Origin of the sequence: Polaribacter sp. SA4-12 (genome assembly GCF_002163675.1) — a bacterium.
In the GTDB taxonomy this organism is placed as follows: Bacteria; Bacteroidota; Bacteroidia; order Flavobacteriales; family Flavobacteriaceae; genus Polaribacter.
Map to the genome: position 1 here is coordinate 2,337,314 of NZ_CP019334.1, position 18,920 is coordinate 2,356,233.

The 18,920-nt window shown below is 29.5% G+C and carries 19 protein-coding genes; 9 read left to right on the forward strand and 10 right to left on the reverse strand.

All coding sequences use genetic code 11. The features are described 5' to 3' along the window. Positions 1-8 precede the first annotated feature (8 nt). From BTO07_RS10155 to mscL, 3 genes are read left to right on the forward strand one after another with little or no spacing between them, the layout of a single operon-like run. Positions 9-632 carry a thymidine kinase gene (locus tag BTO07_RS10155; protein ID WP_087521122.1) on the forward strand — a complete coding sequence of 208 codons (624 nt, stop codon included), beginning with the start codon at positions 9-11 and terminating at the stop codon, positions 630-632. After that, a complete protein-coding gene (gene alr, locus BTO07_RS10160) occupies positions 625-1,725 on the forward strand; it encodes an alanine racemase (protein WP_087521123.1) in 1,101 nt (366 codons plus the stop codon). The genes BTO07_RS10155 and alr overlap by 8 nt, the downstream gene beginning before the upstream one ends. Before the next feature lie 48 nt (positions 1,726-1,773). After that, a complete protein-coding gene (mscL, locus tag BTO07_RS10165; RefSeq protein ID WP_087521124.1) occupies positions 1,774-2,184 on the forward strand; it encodes a large conductance mechanosensitive channel protein MscL in 411 nt (136 codons plus the stop codon). Positions 2,185-2,271: 87 nt separating this feature from the next. Here mscL and truB read toward each other — a convergent pair whose 3' ends face one another. The 8 genes from truB to BTO07_RS10205 form a co-directional block, all read right to left on the reverse strand. Then, on the reverse strand, positions 2,272-2,964 hold the full coding sequence (truB, locus tag BTO07_RS10170) for a tRNA pseudouridine(55) synthase TruB (protein ID WP_087521125.1): 693 nt from the start codon (positions 2,962-2,964) through the stop codon (positions 2,272-2,274). Between the two features lie 10 nt (positions 2,965-2,974). Then, positions 2,975-3,784, reverse strand: coding sequence for an undecaprenyl-diphosphate phosphatase (locus BTO07_RS10175; protein ID WP_087521126.1), 810 nt, complete (start codon positions 3,782-3,784; stop codon positions 2,975-2,977). A 2-nt stretch (positions 3,785-3,786) separates the two neighbouring features. Continuing rightward, positions 3,787-4,029: a DUF3098 domain-containing protein gene (locus BTO07_RS10180; RefSeq protein ID WP_087521127.1), complete on the reverse strand. Its 243-nt coding sequence runs from the start codon at positions 4,027-4,029 to the stop codon at positions 3,787-3,789. Between the two features lie 4 nt (positions 4,030-4,033). Beyond that, positions 4,034-4,912 (reverse strand): cell division protein FtsX, encoded by an 879-nt coding sequence (locus BTO07_RS10185; protein WP_087521128.1) that lies wholly within the window; start codon positions 4,910-4,912, stop codon positions 4,034-4,036. A 77-nt stretch (positions 4,913-4,989) separates the two neighbouring features. Then, positions 4,990-5,391 (reverse strand): methylmalonyl-CoA epimerase, encoded by a 402-nt coding sequence (gene mce, locus BTO07_RS10190; protein ID WP_087521129.1) that lies wholly within the window; start codon positions 5,389-5,391, stop codon positions 4,990-4,992. 71 nt (positions 5,392-5,462) lie between these two features. Further along, a complete protein-coding gene (locus BTO07_RS10195; RefSeq protein ID WP_087521130.1) occupies positions 5,463-5,942 on the reverse strand; it encodes a hypothetical protein in 480 nt (159 codons plus the stop codon). Between the two features lie 88 nt (positions 5,943-6,030). Continuing rightward, positions 6,031-7,452, reverse strand: a complete 1,422-nt coding sequence (locus BTO07_RS10200; RefSeq protein ID WP_198342449.1) for a DUF5689 domain-containing protein — start codon at positions 7,450-7,452, stop codon at positions 6,031-6,033. A gap of 23 nt (positions 7,453-7,475) precedes the next feature. Next, positions 7,476-10,232 carry a TonB-dependent receptor gene (locus tag BTO07_RS10205; RefSeq protein WP_198342450.1) on the reverse strand — a complete coding sequence of 919 codons (2,757 nt, stop codon included), beginning with the start codon at positions 10,230-10,232 and terminating at the stop codon, positions 7,476-7,478. Positions 10,233-10,363: 131 nt separating this feature from the next. Here BTO07_RS10205 and BTO07_RS10210 point away from each other — a divergent pair, with 131 nt between their 5' ends. Further along, complete coding sequence (locus tag BTO07_RS10210) at positions 10,364-11,419, forward strand: endonuclease/exonuclease/phosphatase family protein (protein WP_157663323.1); 1,056 nt, start codon at positions 10,364-10,366, stop codon at positions 11,417-11,419. 90 nt (positions 11,420-11,509) lie between these two features. Here BTO07_RS10210 and BTO07_RS10215 read toward each other — a convergent pair whose 3' ends face one another. Together BTO07_RS10215 and BTO07_RS10220 are read right to left on the reverse strand one after the other, a co-directional pair. Next, a complete protein-coding gene (locus BTO07_RS10215; RefSeq protein ID WP_087521131.1) occupies positions 11,510-13,039 on the reverse strand; it encodes an Rne/Rng family ribonuclease in 1,530 nt (509 codons plus the stop codon). A gap of 294 nt (positions 13,040-13,333) precedes the next feature. Next, positions 13,334-13,624 carry an HU family DNA-binding protein gene (locus BTO07_RS10220; RefSeq protein ID WP_087521132.1) on the reverse strand — a complete coding sequence of 97 codons (291 nt, stop codon included), beginning with the start codon at positions 13,622-13,624 and terminating at the stop codon, positions 13,334-13,336. Between the two features lie 141 nt (positions 13,625-13,765). Between BTO07_RS10220 and mutY the strand changes: the two genes are divergently transcribed. From mutY to BTO07_RS10245, 5 genes are all read left to right on the forward strand, one after another. Continuing rightward, complete coding sequence (mutY, locus tag BTO07_RS10225) at positions 13,766-14,809, forward strand: A/G-specific adenine glycosylase (protein WP_087521133.1); 1,044 nt, start codon at positions 13,766-13,768, stop codon at positions 14,807-14,809. A gap of 40 nt (positions 14,810-14,849) precedes the next feature. After that, positions 14,850-15,293, forward strand: coding sequence for a single-stranded DNA-binding protein (locus BTO07_RS10230; protein ID WP_087521134.1), 444 nt, complete (start codon positions 14,850-14,852; stop codon positions 15,291-15,293). A gap of 19 nt (positions 15,294-15,312) precedes the next feature. Next, a complete protein-coding gene (locus tag BTO07_RS10235) occupies positions 15,313-16,641 on the forward strand; it encodes a gliding motility-associated protein GldE (protein ID WP_087521135.1) in 1,329 nt (442 codons plus the stop codon). After that, entirely contained in the window at positions 16,634-17,185 is a 552-nt protein-coding gene (gene gldD, locus BTO07_RS10240; RefSeq protein ID WP_087521136.1) for a gliding motility lipoprotein GldD, read from the forward strand. Before BTO07_RS10235 ends, gldD begins: the two co-directional genes overlap by 8 nt. A gap of 195 nt (positions 17,186-17,380) precedes the next feature. Next, positions 17,381-18,874 (forward strand): hypothetical protein, encoded by a 1,494-nt coding sequence (locus BTO07_RS10245; protein ID WP_157663324.1) that lies wholly within the window; start codon positions 17,381-17,383, stop codon positions 18,872-18,874. Positions 18,875-18,920: the final 46 nt, after the last annotated feature.

Below are 18,920 nucleotides of genomic sequence, written 5' to 3' on the forward strand. Positions count from 1 at the left end.
ATTACAAAATGTTTCTCGAAAATACAGTAAATCATACAGAACAATTTGGTTGGATTGAGGTAATTTGTGGCTCAATGTTTTCTGGAAAAACAGAAGAATTAATTAGAAGGTTAAAACGTGCTCAATTTGCAAAGCAAAGTGTAGAGATTTTTAAACCCGCTGTAGACACTCGTTACGACGATGAAGAGGTTGTTTCTCATAACGACAATAGAATTCGTTCTACTCCTGTACCTGTTGCCTCAAATATTCGTTTGTTAGCAAGTGATGTTGATGTTGTTGGTATTGATGAAGCTCAGTTTTTTGATGATGAAATTGTTGCAGTTTGTAACGATTTAGCAAACAGAGGAGTTAGAGTAATTGTTGCTGGTTTAGATATGGATTTTAAAGGAAATCCTTTTGGGCCAATGCCAGCTTTAATGGCTACTGCTGAATATGTAACAAAAGTGCATGCCGTTTGCACACATACAGGTAATTTAGCTCATTATAGTTTTAGAAAAGCGCAAAATGATGACTTAGTGATGTTGGGCGAAACTCAAGAATATGAGCCTTTAAGTAGAGCTGCTTACTACAAAGCTTTGAAAAGCCAGAAAGCAGAAAAAACTTCTGAAAAAGAAAATAATACAGATGAATAATCATGTTACTATATTAGAAATTGATGGAAATGCAATCTTGCATAACCTAAATTATTTTAAAGAAAAACTAAAACCAGAAACAAAAATTTTGGCTGTTGTTAAAGCTTTTGGATATGGAAGTGATGCAGTACAAATTGCTAAATTCTTAGAAGATAAAGTAGATTATTTTGCGGTAGCTTATGCTAATGAAGGAATCGCTTTACGTGAAGCAAAAATTGAAACTCCTATTTTAGTTTTACATCCTCAAACACAAAACTTACAATCTATTGTAGATTATAGACTAGAACCGAACTTATATAGTTTTAAAATATTTAATGCTTTTTTAAAACTAGCTGATGAAATTCCGTTAATGAATTACCCAATTCATATAAAATTTAATACAGGATTAAATAGATTGGGTTTTTGGCATACAGATATTCCTAAAATAATTTCTAGTTTAAAAGAAACTACACATGTAAAAGTACATTCTTTATTCTCTCATTTGGCAGCTAGTGAAGATCTTGAAGAAAAAGATTTTACAATCAATCAGATTAACAATTTTGCATACATAGCACAACAGTTCTACAAACATTTAGGTTACGAACCAATGTTACATGTTTTAAATACTTCTGGAGTTGTAAACTACCCAAAAGCACAATTTGATATGGTGAGAATTGGAATTGGTCTCTATGGTTTTGGGAATGATGAAAAGGAAACGAGTCAACTTAAAAACACGCATAATTTAAAATCAATTATTTCTCAAATTCACTTAATCGAACCTGGAGAAACAGTAGGTTATAACAGAGCTTTCGTTGCAAAAAAACCAACAAAAACAGCTACGATTCCTATTGGTCATGCAGATGGTTTGTCTAGAAGATTAGGAAATAAAAAAGGATTTGTACTTATCAATAATCAGAAAGCACCAATAGTTGGTAACGTTTGTATGGATATGATTATGGTAAATATTACCAAAATTGATTGTAAAGAAGGTGATGAAGTTATCATTTTTAACAATCAAGAAATGATACAATATATTGCTGATGTTTCTGAAACAATCCCTTACGAAACCTTGACCGCAATTTCTCAACGTGTTAACAAAATGTTAAAAGTCTAAATTTTTTATTACTTTAGCAATCTAATAATTAATTAAAAATAAAGTAAAATGTTAAAAGAATTTAAAGATTTTATTACTGGTGGTAATGTAATTGAATTTGCAGTTGCAGTAATTATGGCTGGCGCAATTGGTGCTGTTGTAAAAGGATTTGTAAGTAATATTGTTATGCCAGTTGTAGGTTTATTTACAGGAGGCGTAAGTTTAGCAGATCAAAAACATGTTTTATCTGAAGCAATTTTAGATGCAGCAGGTAAAGTAACAACTCCAGAAAACGCAATTACTTATGGTGCTTGGATTGATACTATTATCAACTTAATCATTGTTGGTTTTGTAATGTTTATGATTGTAAAAGCATACAACAAGACTAAAAAGAAAGAAGAAGCAGCTCCTGCAGCTCCAAAAGGACCAAGTCAAGAAGACTTGTTATCTGAAATTAGAGATTTATTAGCTAAGAAATAAGTTTTAGGTTTTCTTAATAAAATATAAACCCAAGCAATTGCTTGGGTTTTTTTATATTCTGTATTTTTATCTTGATAAAATATTTTTTTAATCACCTTTTAAACCTTCTATAAAACCCTCCACAGAAAGTCCTTTATCAACAGAAAAATCACCAATTTTAGTTCTTCTCAATGCAGATAAATGTGCGCCAGAATTTAAAGCTAATCCAAAATCATAGGCTAAAGATCTAATATAAGTTCCTTTACTACAAACCACTCTGAACTCTACTTCTGGTAAATTTATTTTTGTTATTTCAAATTCTGATATCGTTACTGTTCTTGCGTTAATCTCTGTAGTTTCACCTTTTCTAGCCAATTCATATAAACGCTTACCGTCTTTTTTTATAGCAGAGAAAATAGGTGGTTTTTGCTGAATTTCACCAACAAACTGTTTTGTTGTTTCGTGTAATAATTCTTCTGTAATATGTTCTGTTGGATATGTTTTATCTACTTCAGTCTCTAAATCGTAACTAGGAGTTGTAGCACCAATTGTAAAAGTACCTGTATATTCTTTTACCTGACCTTGATAGATATGTATTTCTTTGGTTTGTTTACCTGTACAAATAATTAACAACCCAGTTGCTAAAGGATCTAATGTACCTGCGTGACCAACTTTAATTTTTTTGATATTAAAGCGTTGCCTTATTTCCCAACGAAGTTTATTTACTACTTGAAATGAGGTCCAGTTTAAAGGTTTATCAATCAATAAAACCTGACCATTTTGATACTCTTCAATATTCATCAATAAAAAATTAAATAGTCAATTTATAAATAAAAAAATGAATGACTAACAAAGCGATTCCTAAAACAATTCTGTAATAACCAAAAATTTTAAATCCTTTTTTACTTAAATAATCGATAAAAGATTTAATAGCAATTAAAGCTACTACAAAAGCAATAATATTTCCAATAATTAGATAATTAATTTGGTCTGAAGACAACACAAAACCTGCCTTATAATATTTATATATTTTATAAGCTGTTGCACCAAACATTGTTGGTACTGCTAAGAAAAATGAAAATTCTGCAGCAGTTTTTCTATTGATTTTTTGTGTCATTCCACCAACAATACTCGCACCACTTCTAGAAGTACCAGGAATCATTGCTAAACATTGAAAGAAACCAATTTTTAAAGCAGTCATATAGCTTATCTCTGTGTGAGCAGTTGGGTTTTCGGCATCATATACTTCATTTTCTTTAAACCAATCATCAACTTTTAATAGAATAAAACCCCCTATTATTAATGAAATAGCAACAGTTACAGGGCTCTCTAAAAGGCTATCTATAAAATCGTTTAATAATAAACCTAAAACTACAGCAGGAATAAATGCTACTAATAATTTAAAGTAGAAATCCACACTTTGAAAAAAGCGTTTCCAATATAAAACAACAACAGACAAGATTGCACCTAGTTGAATTACAATGGTAAAAAGTTTGGTAAAATCGTCTGTAGCAATTCGCATAAAAGACGAAGCGATAATCATATGTCCTGTTGATGATACAGGTAAATATTCTGTTATTCCTTCAATAACAGCTAAAATTATAGTTTCTAATAAATTCATTCTTATTTTTTAGGGTTTGCTAAAATAGCGTAAATCTCTATTGCTAAACCAATAATTACTAATGTTGGTGCTAAACGAATACGTTGCCAGTTGTAGATTTCTTCATTAAAAACTTCTGGATTATCACTTCCTCCTCCAGACATAAATATAAAGCCAAGAGTAATAAATATGATACCAACAATCATTATCATGTAATTTCTTTTACCAAATAAAAAAGTTGGTTTTTGTATATTTTCGTTTTCCATATTATTAATAGTAAAGTTCGTCTGTTTGTAAGTTTAAGAAACGTTGTGTAGCAAAAAAAGTACTTATCAAAGTAATTAAAAAAGCTGAAATTAAAACGCCTCCAACTAAATATCCTAAAGTAACATAATCTTTAATTAGTTCTAAACTTGGTGCATATTTATCTATATAATAGACAACAAATGCCAATCCTATTAGTGCTATAATTGCGCCAATCATTCCTAATCTTATACCTCGCCAAATAAAAGGTTTTCTGATAAATCCTTTAGTGGCGCCAACCATTTGCATGGTTTTTATATTAAAACGTTTAGAGTAAATAGAAAGCCTAATTGAACTATTAATTAAAATCATTGATACTAAACCAAAAAACCCGCTAAAAACTAATAGCCAAAAACTAATTCTTTTTATATTTTTAGTTAGTAAATTAATTAATGGTTTATCATAAGAAACATCCGCTACAAAAGCATTTTTAAGAAAACGCTCTTCCAATTCTTGCATTTTTTCTGGAGTAACAAAATCTGCTTTCAGATAAATATCTATTCCATTTTTTAGTGGATTTTTTCCTAAAAATTTCAGAAAATCTTCACCAATTTCTTTACTGTAAATTTTCGCAGCCTTTTCTTTACTTGTATAAATAATTCTCTTAGTAAATTCCTCCTTTTGTAAAGATGCTTTTAAATCGTTTCTATTTTTAGTAGAAACATCATCCTTTAAAAATAAAGTTATGGCTACTTTTTCTTTTACACGGTTTGCAACTAAAGTTGATTTTAATAAAACCAGCCCTAAAACACCAACCATAAAAAGAACTAAAGCAATACTTATTACTACTGAAAAGTAAGAAGATTGCAGTCGTCGTTTTTGATAAGAATCAAATTTGGAGGACATCTATAGTTTGGTTTTTAATTTAGCACGCAAGATAATAATTAGAAAGCAGTTGACAGTAAGAGTTGGCAGTAATTTAACTAATCTATTTCTTGACATAACTCTATAAGAACACCATTTGTTGATTTTGGATGTAAAAACACTACTAATTTGTTGTCTGCACCTTTCTTTGGCGTTTCATTTAAAACAATAAAACCTTCTTTTTGAAGTCTTTTTATTTCTGATTCGATGTCATTAACAGCAAATGCTATGTGATGAATTCCTTCTCCTTTTTTCTCTATAAACTTTGCAATTGGGCTCTCTGGGTTTGTAGCTTCTAACAATTCTATCTTATTTGGACCTGATTGAAAAAAAGAGGTTTTTACTCCTTCAGAAGCAACTTCTTCAGTTTTATAATGTGCTTTTCCAAAAAGTGAAGCAAATAGTTGGTTCGATTTTTCTAAATCTTTTACTGCAATACCAATGTGTTCAATTTTTTCCATGTTTCAAAAATAAGAAAACTGTTTCAATTTAAATTGAAACAGTTTTCACCCAAAACAAATAATTATACAATTTAATTCTCGTAACCAAATTCACTATTTCCTTCAACATCTAATTTTACTACTTTTAAATATACATTTTTCATATTTGAATTTTCAATATTCAATATTTCTGCATTTAGATATACTATTTCATTCTCTCTTAATAAAAGAGAAAGTGTCTTATGAGACGATTTTATTGCATGAAAACTTGGTGTTTCTTTAGTAATTTCTGCTTTTTCATCGAGCTTTTTATTATTTATCATTAAAGCCAATGCTGTCTTATGGTCTTTATAAAAAGTATTTATTGAGTTTTGATAAAAACCCCATGATATTTTATAAACTCCATAAACTGGTATCGTCAGTTTTTCACCATTCCATAAAGAATGAATTCCTCTTTCATCATCTTTAGAAGAAAAATTTACAACACCATTAGTAATTAATATTTTTAATTCTACATTTAAATTGAAAGTACTTCTATTTTTAACTGGTTTCTCTAATACATTAACATTCATAATCTTTTCCTTTTTTACAAAAATACCTATTGAAATAAGTTCTTGAAAGAGGAAAAACACCTGATTATGAATAGGTAAACATTATCTATTACTTCGCATTTATAACAACATTATCCAATTCATAAGTTCCATCAAAATTCACATTTCCATTTCCTGAATATTTAAAAGCGATATAAGCTGTACCTGAATAATTTGATAAATCAATATATGTAGAATGTATCCAATTTTTAAAATTCTCTCCATCAGAAACAATTTTTGCAGGTAAAACAAACCAAGTTGCCAAATTTATACTATTTTCATTACCATTAAAATCAGTAGAAATTAATACTTGTAACTCACTTCCGTTTGAAAAACTATTGGAAGTTTCAAAAGACAAAAACTCTTGTGTTGTTGTGTCTAAATCAACACCTTCTGTAATTAACCACGAAATTGTACTTACATCTCCAGAATTTTTAGAACCAACTCTTGCTGCTTTACTTTGCGCATAAGAATCTGTATAGGATCTCCACGATTTTGTACCTTCTTCACGATAATTAATCCAATTTAAAACATCAATATCTCCAGATTCATCATCAAAATTCTCATCCAATAAAATTGTTGTAAAATCTGCTATAGGTAAAGGAGAGCATCTTTCTTCAGTCATAACAACATCATTAGTATTGTTTATATTTAACACAATAAAATTACCTCCAAAATCTTTAGAAACTATCGCATTGATGCTTCCTGCTTTTTCTGGTAAAGTTTCATTTGAAAAACGTGAAAAAGAACTCGTTTCTACTAACAACTCATCATAACCTAAGCCCAAACAAGTTTGAATTTTACGTTGAGTATCAAAATCTTCTTTTGGATCTACATAAGATTTCCCTGATAAATTTGCTTCAAAAAATACATTTTCTAATGTGATAAACGTTCCAATATCTGTTTCATTTATTCCTGCAAAATCTATTATTTTAGGAATAATCTCTTTTGTAGTTTCTGATCTATAAATATGATTTGGAATTTGATTTACAGTTATGTTTTCAATTTCAGTAATATCTGTCGATTTTATTTTTCCACCAATTGTAATTATTCCATTTCCAGAATTAGTTTCACCAATATACAATCCCTTTAGACGAATATAAATCTCTCTCCCAATATTAAACTTATTGTAACTATTACTCAAGTTTAAAGCAACTTTTATCCCTGAAACTGGGTTTTCCGGAGCATCTTGCATATAAAATTCCTTGTAGAAATTCCCGGATTTATCCGAAGAGATAACATATCCTTTTACAACGATGTTCGATGTAATTTCTAACGGATCATTGCCAATTATATACAATTCTTTTACTTGTTGTATTGTTTTCATTTGAAGATCCCCAGTACTAATACTATCTAAAATTTTAGCGATATCTTCATTTTCTTCAATTCCTAAACTTTCTGGAACTGTAAAATCTCCATCTTCTACACAGGTGATAAAAGAAATACTAATTATTACAAAAAATAGTAAAGTGCTTATTTTATTCGTTTTCATTTTCTCTTTTTTTTTGATTTTAATTAAAAGCTAATACTCACATTCAAAAAATACGTTGTACCTCTTCCGTACCAATATTTACTTCCAAAAACGGGTTTATCTAAAACTTTATCTTCTTTTAATTGTCTATAATTTGCGTTTCTACCTTGCTCAAATCCACCTGATTTATAGGTTTTATTTAACAAGTTATTTACGGTTGCAAATACACTTATATAATAATCCTTAATTTTAAGAGATTTACCTCCAACAATATTTACAACTGAATAATCATCAAATTTCTCTTGTGTTAAAAGTTCTTTTGCAATCGTTGTATCATAATCTAAGAAAGGCAATCCATCATCATCTAAATAAAAATTCTTAGACCTGTTTAATGGTGAAACATCTATAAATGTATTGCTGAAAAAATTTACGGTTGCTCCCAACCACCAATAATCCGGATCTCTGTATTCAAAACCTAAAGAATATGCGTTTTGTGGTCCTGCAGCTAATTTATAATTCTTGAGATTTGCTTCTCCAAAATCCTTATATCCATCAATAAAACCTGCTGCCAAAGATTCAGTATCGGCTTCTGTTGTTAATTCTAAATGCGGATTATTTTCATAGGTAAACTGACCAATAGAAGCTGCTCCTTTTAATTTAAATGTTGATGTTAATTGTGCTTCAATTCCTAATTCTAATCCCAAATGTTTTTTATTAATTCCGCTTAAAATCTCTTGTACAAAAGCAGTGTTATCTCCACCTACTCCATCAGCAAAATAGAACGAAATTTCTGTTGCATCTTTTATTGATGTATAATATGCGGTAACTTTTGATGTAATTATTGGGTTTCTAAAAACATAACTTATATCTGCAGAAAGTGTTTTTTCACTCTGTAAATCTAACACCACATTATTGTTTTCTCTTGAGTTAGAGAACGTGTTTCTAATTGTTGGTGCATTTGTTAAGTATGCTGCATTTACATCAACCAAATGACGACCTGTAAATTTATAAGTTATGCCAGATTTAATTCCATAATTGGTAAATTTCTGTTCTTTAGATTTCCCTAGGGAAGTTTCAGAAAAACCACCATTTTTATACAATCCTTCTCTTTGATGTGTCGTATTAGAAAAATTTACCGCTGTATAAAAATCTACTTTATTGTAATTAAACTGTGCTTGCACAAAAGAGGATAGAATTGTAGAATTCAGATTAAAATTATACTTAAAAGCATCTCCTTTACCAACCAATCTATTTGGGTCTAAAAGATTGTTTTGTTTTTCATCTTCTGTCGCACCAAAAGGATCAATATCTAAATAACCACTTCCACCTAATAAATCGATAACTTCTGCAAAATTATGAGACTGCAAACGTTTAAAACCAATTTTTCCGTTTATTAAAATATGGCTATTTATTTCTTTACTTAAAATGGAGTTTACTGATAATAATTTATCATCATTTCTGTCTTCATACAAAACATAAGCATTTTCTATATCAGCATTTGCATTTGTAGTATTTGCATCAAAAATTGCATTCCAATCTATTTGCCCATCATTTTGAAAATTATTTTGAGCATCATAAGCGCCTTCAAAATCGCCATTTCTTAAAAAATAACTTGGTAAATATTGATAATAAGTAGCACTCGGATTCGCACCAGAATTATAATCAATCCTACTATTACCAATCTTACCAAATTGATATGCAACATTTGTATTTATTGATGTGCTTTCAGAAACATCCCAATAATGATTCAACATTAAAATGGGTTCATTCACTTCTTTAATTCTTGAGTTTGTTTGTTTTCCATTTAAAGAACCCCAATAATCGTTATACTTTATCCCTTTTAAATCGTAGACTTCTTGTGTATTTGGTGAAGATTTTCCACGTTTATTTGGCGTAAAAATTCCTGTAAAATTAATACTACTTTTATCAGTTAGTTTTTTCTCTATGGATGTAAAAAAGGAATAAGCATTGTAAGAAGTTGCATCATTAAAACCTTCATTACCTGCTCTTCTACTTCCAGAAAAAGTAAATGCCCAACCATTTTTTATGGTTCCTGTAGAATGTGTCGCCATAACTCTATGCTGGTAACTTCTATTGGATGAAGAATAAGAAACTCGTGTACCAGGTCTTTGTTCTGTTGCTCTAGTATTCATATTCTTCGAACCCAAAAGACCGCCAAAAGTTACATCTGAAGGAGTTAAACCACTTCTAAATTCTTGGTTTCTTAATACATCATTCAATCCTCCCCAATTACCCCATTGCGCTCTACCGTCATAGATTTTATTCATTTCTATGCCATTAATTAGCACTTTACCATTTCCAGAATCCAAACCTTTAACTCTAAAAAAAGACGAACTAAATTCAAAAGCAGCTGTTCTTAGAAAAATATCCATTGATGATTGTAGCAATCCAGAAATATTATCAGCAGAACTCACATCATTATTTAACTCATCATCAGTAATGGTAATTAAACTTAAGTCTTGGTCTTCAGAAAGATTTTTAAAAAGTGGGATAATTCCTAAATCTAAAGTTTTACCCGAAAGTTCTATCGGAATATTTTGGATTTCATAACCTGAGAATTTTATTTCTAAAATAAATTTTCCGTTCTGAAAATCTTTAATAAGAAAGTGTCCATTTAAATCTGTAGTTTCACTTTTAAAGGTATTTTTTATTTTTACTAAAACTCCTTGAAGTGGTTTTTTGGAATCATTTCCTATAACAGTTCCCTTCACTTTGTTCTGTCCATTAACACCCAAAAATGAGGCTAATAGCAAACAAGTTGCCATAACATTTTTTTTCATAAATCCTTTTTTCTTTTTTTCTAGCGCTCATAAGTTAGGTAAAAAATATTTAACACTTGTAAAAAGCAGATTATGAAACACCAAAAACCGCTTAAGTTTCGTATTTTTACTTCAACAAAAAATCATTAAAAATGAGTAAAAATATATTCTTAATTTTAATATTTTCGATTACATTTTTTGCATGTAGTGCACAAAAAAATGGAAAAAAATATAGCATTAGAACCATTGCTTTTTACAATCTAGAAAACTTATTTGACACCATAAATGATGTTACTAAGGAAGATGAAAAGAGCCCGATGATGGAATTGAAATTCGGTAGATCTAAAGTTTATTGGGATAAAATTGACAAATTAGCAAGTACAATTGCTCAAATCGGAGAAGAGAAAGCAAATACAAGTCCTGCTATTATTGGTGTTTCTGAAGTAGAAAACCTAAGTGTTTTAGAAGATCTTGTAAACTCTAAACATTTAGTTAAAAACGATTACGGAATTGTGCATTATGATTCTCCTGACAAGAGAGGAATTGATGTTGCTTTATTATATCAAAAGAAATATTTTAAACCAATTCATCATGAAGCATTTAATCCGAACATTTATAGAGACAACTTTAAAGTGTATACAAGAGATCAACTTTTAGTTTCTGGTTATCTAGATGACGAATTAATACACGTAATTGTAAATCACTGGCCTTCTAGAAGAGGTGGTGAAGCTGCAAGTAGACCATCAAGAGAGAAAGCTGCTTATCAAAATTTAAAAATAATAAAACAAGTTAAAGATCAAGATCCAGCAGCAAAAATCTTGGTTATGGGAGATTTTAATGATGATCCTACAAATTCGAGTTTTAAAAACGTTTTAAAAACGAAAAGCAGAAAGAAAAATGTAACGGATGGAGATTTATTTAATCCTTATGAAGATATGTTTAGAAGGGGTTTTAACACTTTAAAATATAGAGATAAGATAAACTTATTTGACCAAATATACTTTACCTCTCCCTTATTAGATAAAGGCGAAAAAGATTTTTCTACTTATAAAATGTATAAAGCAATGGTTTTTAATAAAAGCTTTTTAACAACTAAAAAGGGGAAATATAAAGGATATCCTTTTAGAAGTTTTTCTAATGGAAACTACACAGGTGGTTACTCAGATCATTACCCAGTTTATATGTATTTGATTAAAGAAAAGAAATAAATTACTTATTTTTATAAAATACAAAACCCCGCAACTTAATAGTTGCGGGGTTTTTTGATAAAAATTTATTCCCTTATTATTTTATAAAGATTAATCTTTTGGAGATTTAAATTTATAATATAAGTATGTGTAAGCATCACGAGGTATAATTGTAATCCACTTTTTGTGTTTTAAATACCATTTAAAACGAATAGAATTCATTCCTTTTGTTAGATAGGCTGCAATAAAAGGATGTACATGTAATTGTACCTTTTTATTTTTAGAGTTTGACATAAACTTCTCTAAATCTGATTCTAGTTTGTCTAACAAAACTATTGGTGCTTCTACTTCTCCACTTTTACTTGGGTTGGCTTCGGTAGTTTTTATACTTAACTCAGGTCTTACCCTTTGTCTTGTAATTTGTACCAATCCAAATTTACTTGGAGGTAATATTTTATGCTTTGTTCTATCTAAAGCCATTTGTTCTTTTAGATGCTGATACAGTTTATTTCTGTTTTCAGCTTTGTGCATATCAATAAAATCTACAACTATAATTCCTCCCATATCACGCAGTTGTAACTGACGTGCTACTTCAGTAGCTGAAATTAGATTTACTTCTAATGCAGTATCTTCTTGAGAACCTGCTTTATTTGAACGGTTTCCGCTATTAACATCAATAACGTGTAAAGCTTCAGTATGCTCTATAACTAAATAGGCACCTTTGCTCATAGAAACTGTTTTTCCAAATGATGTTTTAATTTGTCTTTCTATTCCATATTTTTCAAAAATAGGAGTTTCAGACTTGTGTAATTTTACAATTTTTTCCTTTTCAGGATAAATCTCTTGTAAATACTCTTTAATTTCTACTGCCAAAGTTTCATCATTTGTTACAATACTAGTGAAAGAATCATTCATAACATCTCTTAAAATAGAAGATGCTCTGTTTAACTCGCTTAAAATCTTTGTTGGTGTGTTTGTATTTGGTATACTTTTACACATTTTTTGCCAACGTTCTAATGAGTTTTGCAAATCTTTATCTAATTCTGCAACTTTTTTACCTTCGGCAACAGTTCTTAAAATAACACCAAAACCTTTAGGCTTGATGCTCTTTGCTAATCTTTTTAAACGTTCTTTTTCTTTTGGGTCTGCTATTTTTTGAGAAACAGAAACTCGGTTAGAAAAAGGAACAAGAACTAAAAATCTACCTGCTATAGACAACTCAGAACTTAATCTGGGGCCTTTCGTAGAAATTGGTTCTTTTACTATCTGTACTAATAGGTTTTGCCCTGTTTTTAGTACTTGATTAATACTACCGTCTTTGTTAATGTCTTCTTCCTTACGGAAGTTACTTAAAGTGAAATCTTTATACTTACCTGTGCTTACTTTCTTAATGAACGAATTTAATGAGTTTACCTGCGCACCTAAATCATGATAATGTAAAAACCCATCTTTAGGGTAACCTACATTTACAAAGGCAGCATTTAAACCAGTTAAAACTTTTCCTATTTTGGCTAAAAAAATATCGCCAACCGAGAATTTGTTGTCACTTGTTTCATTATTTAATTCAATAAGTTTTCCATCTCTTAATAAGGCAAAATCAATATCAGATGAATTTGAACGAATTATTAATTCTGTTTTCATACTGAACTGGTTTTAACTCTACACATAATTGTGTAGATGGGTTAATATTGTCAGGTATATTATGTAATACCGTGTGAGGTTAGTTTAACCTCTAATGTCAATGAACTTTTTTTGTTTTTTTCGCTAAACTATAAACGAAAAAGTAAGCGGATGCTTACTTTTTCTTGTGTCTATTTGCTCTTGCTCTTTTCTTTCTTTTGTGTGTCGAGATCTTTGCTCTCTTTCTTTTTTTACCGCTTGGCATAATGTTCTGTTGTTTTTTAAACCCTTTTTTAGGTTTAGATTAATATTTTGTTATTTAACTGCTACTTTACTTTTCACTCCTTCTGTAAAAGTTTTAGCCGGTTTAAAAGCTGGAATGTTGTGCGCAGGAATCTTAATAGTTGTATTCTTAGAAATATTTCTACCTGTTTTCTCTGCTCTTGTTTTGATAATAAAACTACCAAAACCTCTTAAATAAACGTTATCGCCATTTTCTAATGCATCTTTTACTTCAGTCATGAATGCTTCAACAGTTGCTAATACATCTGTTTTTTCTATTCCTGATTTATCTGAAATCTTTGATACGATATCTGCTTTCGTCATGTCTCTTTTTTTACTATATTTTTATTAAATTACTTTCAAAAATGCGGATGCAAATATATGATAATTAATCAATTCCAAAAATAATAACACTTAAATTTATGTGAATTTTAAAATGTATTATTGCAATCCTATTTTTAAACAATGAAATTTTCTAACATATTAATTTACTGGTACTTACAAAACAATAGAGAATTGCCTTGGCGCAGTACAAAGAACGCCTATTTTATTTGGTTATCAGAAATTATGTTGCAACAAACAAGAGTTGCCCAAGGTTTGTCTTATTATTTGAAATTTACAGAGGCATTTCCGACAGTTTTCGACCTCGCTAAAGCGGATGAAAGTACCGTTTTAAAAATGTGGCAAGGTCTCGGATATTATTCTAGAGCAAGAAACCTGCATTTTTCTGCAAAACTGATTGCAAACGAATTAAAAGGTGAATTTCCATCAACTTATAATGAAATCATAAAACTAAAAGGAATTGGAGATTATACAGCTTCTGCAATTGCTTCTATTTGCTTTGACGAACCAACTGCAGTTGTAGATGGAAACGTTTATAGAGTACTTTCTCGCTATTTCGGAATTAAAACACCTATTAACTCATCCGCAGGAATTAAAGAGTTTAAAGCATTAGCACAATCTTTAATTGATAAAACGCAATCTGGAACTTTTAATCAAGCAATTATGGATTTTGGTGCGCTTCATTGCAAACCTCAAAATCCTTTATGCGAAACGTGTCCTTTTTCTGATAGTTGTGTTGCTTTAGAAAAAAAGTTAATCAAGGAACTTCCCGTAAAAGAGAAAAAGATAAAAGTCAGAAAACGTTATTTTAATTTTCTAGTTATTAAAACGGATGATAATAAAACTATTTTATCAGAAAGAAAAGGAAAAGGCATTTGGCAAGGTTTATATCAATTCCCTTTAATTGAATCGGAAACGACTATTGATAAGGAAGAGCTTATTTCATCAGAAGAATTTATCAATTTATTTCCTTCTGAAACAACGCTCTCTCTATTTAATAAGAAGGAAATTGTACACAAATTATCACATCAACATTTATATACACAATTCTGGATTGTAGAAACAAAAAATTCATCCGAAGTAAACATAAATTGGAATGAAATTGAGAAATATCCAGTTCCTGTTTTAATCGCAAATTTCTTAGAAGCTTATCTAGATAAAAAGTAATTGATATTTTTAGTACTTTTGATGTAGAAAAAAACAAGCTATGGCAGGAACAATAAACAAAGTGATTTTAATTGGTAATTTAGGTGATGACGTTAAAATGCATTATTTTGATGATCAAAATTGCGTTGGAAGATTCCCAATAGCAACCTCTGAAAGCTATACCAATAAACAAACAGGAGAAAAAACTACCACAACTGACTGGCATAATATTGTTGTTAGAAATGGATTAGCAAAGGTTTGTGAAAAGTATTTAAATAAAGGTGATAAAATTTATGTTGAAGGAAAATTAAAAAATCGTCAGTGGGAACAAGATGGCGTTAAGCGATATTCTACAGAAATTCAAGTAAATGAAATGACAATGTTATCGACTAAAAATAACGTAACCAACCCAAATACGCCTCAACCAAATCAACAGCAACCTTCTGCCCCAGCTCCAGCTCCAAAAACTGTAGCTACAGAAGAAAATGATGATTTACCCTTTTAATTAACCAAAACCACAGCAATTGGACCCAGATCCCGAAATTTTGTTTTTACTTTTTGCCTCTATTGATTTACTAACTACATTTAATGCCATTATTCTAATTGTTTTACTAATAAGTTCAGCGTTAGTTTCTGGAACAGAAGTAGCTTTTTTCTCACTTTCTCAAACCGATTTAAACGAACTTTCCAACAACGGAAAAGAGGATAATATTGTAGTAACTTTATTAGAAAAACCGAGAAAATTATTAGCTACAATATTAATTACCAACAACTTTATAAATATTCTAATTGTTTTATTATTTGCTTCTTTAGCAGAAACTTTATTTAGCGATTTTAACTATCAATTAAACTTATATTTATTTACAGTTCCTATTCGATTTTTATTAGAAATTGTACTTGTAACTTTTTTAATTCTCTTGTTTGGAGAGGTTTTACCAAAAGTTTACGCATCTAGAAATGCACTTACTTTTTCTAAAAAAATGTCTAAATTCATTCACATAATAAACATCATATTAACACCGTTTAGTCTACCATTAATTACATTAACAAAGTGGATCGAAAAGAAATTAGGAAGTAAAAACTCTAACTTTTCTGTAGAAACTTTATCGCAAGCTTTAGAGTTAACATCTGAAGGAGCAACGACAAAAGATGAACAAAAAATTCTTGAAGGAATTGTAAATTTTGGAAATACAGAAACGGTGCAAATTATGAAACCTCGTATCGATATTTTTGCAATTTCTGATAAAGAAACATACGAAGTTGTTTTAAATAAAATTCTAAAAAATGGATATTCTAGAAACCCAGTTTACAAAGATAATATTGATAATATAATCGGTGTTTTATACGCAAAAGACCTATTAAGCCACTTAGATAAAACTACATTTAAATGGCAAGATTTATTACGTGAACCCTTTTTTGTGCCAGAAAACAAAAAATTAGACGACTTGTTAGGTGATTTTAGAGAAAAGAAAAACCACTTAGCAATTGTTGTTGATGAATATGGAGGAACCAGTGGCTTGGTGACTTTAGAAGATGTTATTGAAGAAATTGTAGGTGATATTAATGATGAATTTGATGATGAAGATTTATCTTATTCTAAAATTGATGAAAACAATTATGTTTTTGAGGGTAAAACTTCAATTAAAGATTTTTGTAGGGTTTTAGATGATGAAGATGAAGCTATTTTTGAAGAAGAAAAAGGAGAAAGTGAAACTTTAGCAGGGTTTATTTTAGAAATTTCTGGAAAATTCCCGAAAAAAAGTGAGAAAATAAACTTCAAGAATTATACGTTTACAATAGAAGCGTTAGATAAAAAACGTATTAAACAAGTTAAAGCAACAAGAAATGCGTAACCTCTTTTTATTAATTATACTAACTGTTTTCATGTCTTGTAATGAAGACGTTTTGCCAAAACCTAAAGCATATTTAAGTTTAACCTATCCTAAAAAAACTTACAAAAAACTAACACTAAAAAGACCTTATTCATTTGAAGTTTTAGAAAATACAACAGTAATTAATGAAGCTAATAATTGGTTAAAAATTAAGTATCCTAATTTAAAGGCATCCATAGATATTACTTACAGACCTGTAAATAATAATTTAAAAGAACTTTTAACAGAAGCAGAAAAATTAGTTTTTAAACACACCGTAAAAGCAGAACAAATTATTCCAAAAGATTTTGTAAACCCAGAAAAAAGGATCTTTGGTAGTTTGTACGAAATTACTGGAAATGCTGCTTCTCAAATTCAATTTCATATTACAGATAGTACAAATAATTTTTTAAAAGGTTCTTTGTATTTTTACGCGAAGCCCAATTACGACTCCATTTTACCAGCTGTAGATTATATAAAACAAGATATATTACACATTGTAGAAACTTTAGAATGGAAAGAGTAAAAAACTCTTAACACTAAGTATATCTACCTGTTTTATAAAATAGAAAATAAAACTCTTAACCACTTTCATAATTATTTAGTTCTTGTTAGCAACTAACTAAACTTATTAATTATGAAAAAAAGTATTCTTTATTTCAGCGCTTTAACATTATCCTTTTTGATGTTTTACTCTTGTAACAACACTAAAAAAACAACTTTGATCCCTGAATATTTGGTTTCCATTAAAGCTGCACCAAATAGAAATGCACCTTCTTTACAATCTTTTATACACGGAACATCTGGTTCTGAATGGTTACTTTTTGCTGGTAGAACAAATTCTATAGACTCACTAAATGGTGGTTTACATAATTTACATGGCAATTATGCTAACACTTCATTTACAAAAGTTTCTTTTAATGAAAACATTTATGTTTATGACCCAATTATTGATGCAGTTCCCACTAGTATAAGTATCACTAAATTGACATCTATTATATCAGAAAATTTTGACAAAGAAAATACAGCTCTTTTTAAAAAGTTTTTAAGTGTATTTAAAAATACAAATGCAAACGTAAAACAAGTTGACGAATTTCTATATATAACTGGTGGTTATGGAGCAATAAATTTTGAAGAACCAACTAAAGGTTATATTACTTACGATCATATAGCTCGTATTCACGTTCCATCAATGATTCAATTAGTAAAAGGGAATTATGAAGGAATGGAAAAATCTAAATTGTTTGCTTTTACAAGAAACAAAAGTTTAGTTAGTACTGGTGGAGAGTTATATTATATTGGTGGTAAAACGATAAAAAATGGAACTTTTTATTTAGTTGGCGGTCATAATTTTGGAAAAAAAGCTGTAGCTACTGGAGGACAAAAATATGTAGATGCTGTTTATCCTTTTTCAATAGGTTCAAAAATTGTAAAAAAAGACACTCTAAAACACACTCTATCTTTATCTTTCAACAGTGCTATTTCTGATGTTAGTGATCCTAATGGAGCGGCTTCAGATAATACTTCAATTTTTAGAAGAAGAGATGGACCAATTTTACCTTCAATTTACAAAAGTCCTGTTTCTAATAAAATTTTACCAGGAATTGCTATTTATGCTGGTGTTTTTAAACCTGGAAATGATAGTAATTTACAAGCTTGGAATGACGCAATCTATGTTCATCCACAATGGGCAAATAAAGAAAGTAAGTTATTTACATACGATAAGACCTATAACCAAAAGAATTATAACGTTTATGCTTCACCAAACTTTGTAGCTTACGATAGTATTTCTGGTATTTCACATTCTTATTTATTAGGAGGAATTGGTGATGGGCCTGAGAAAGATTATAATGATGAATTATCTGGTTTTACCAACACAGGAATGCATATAAAAACGGATATAAATAAGCATCCTTTAAAAAGTGAAAATGAAATATTTAGCAACAATTTATTTAGTGAGAATTCTAAAAACAAACCTCCTTTTTATGGAGCAGAAGCTATTCTATTTCCGAACGAGAATATTTCTTATTCGAAATATTCTAATGAAATAATCGATTTAAACACCACTTTCAAAAACACTAACAGTATAGATGTTGGCTATATATTTGGTGGTATAGAAGCTTTTAAACCTAACCCAGGAACTTATGGGAAAAGAAATTCTAGAGCTTCAAACAAAGTTTGGAAAGTAACCTTAACAAAACAAACTGTAAAATAATATTACCTTTAAAAAAAGTAGCCTAAAAAAAATTAAGCTACTTTTT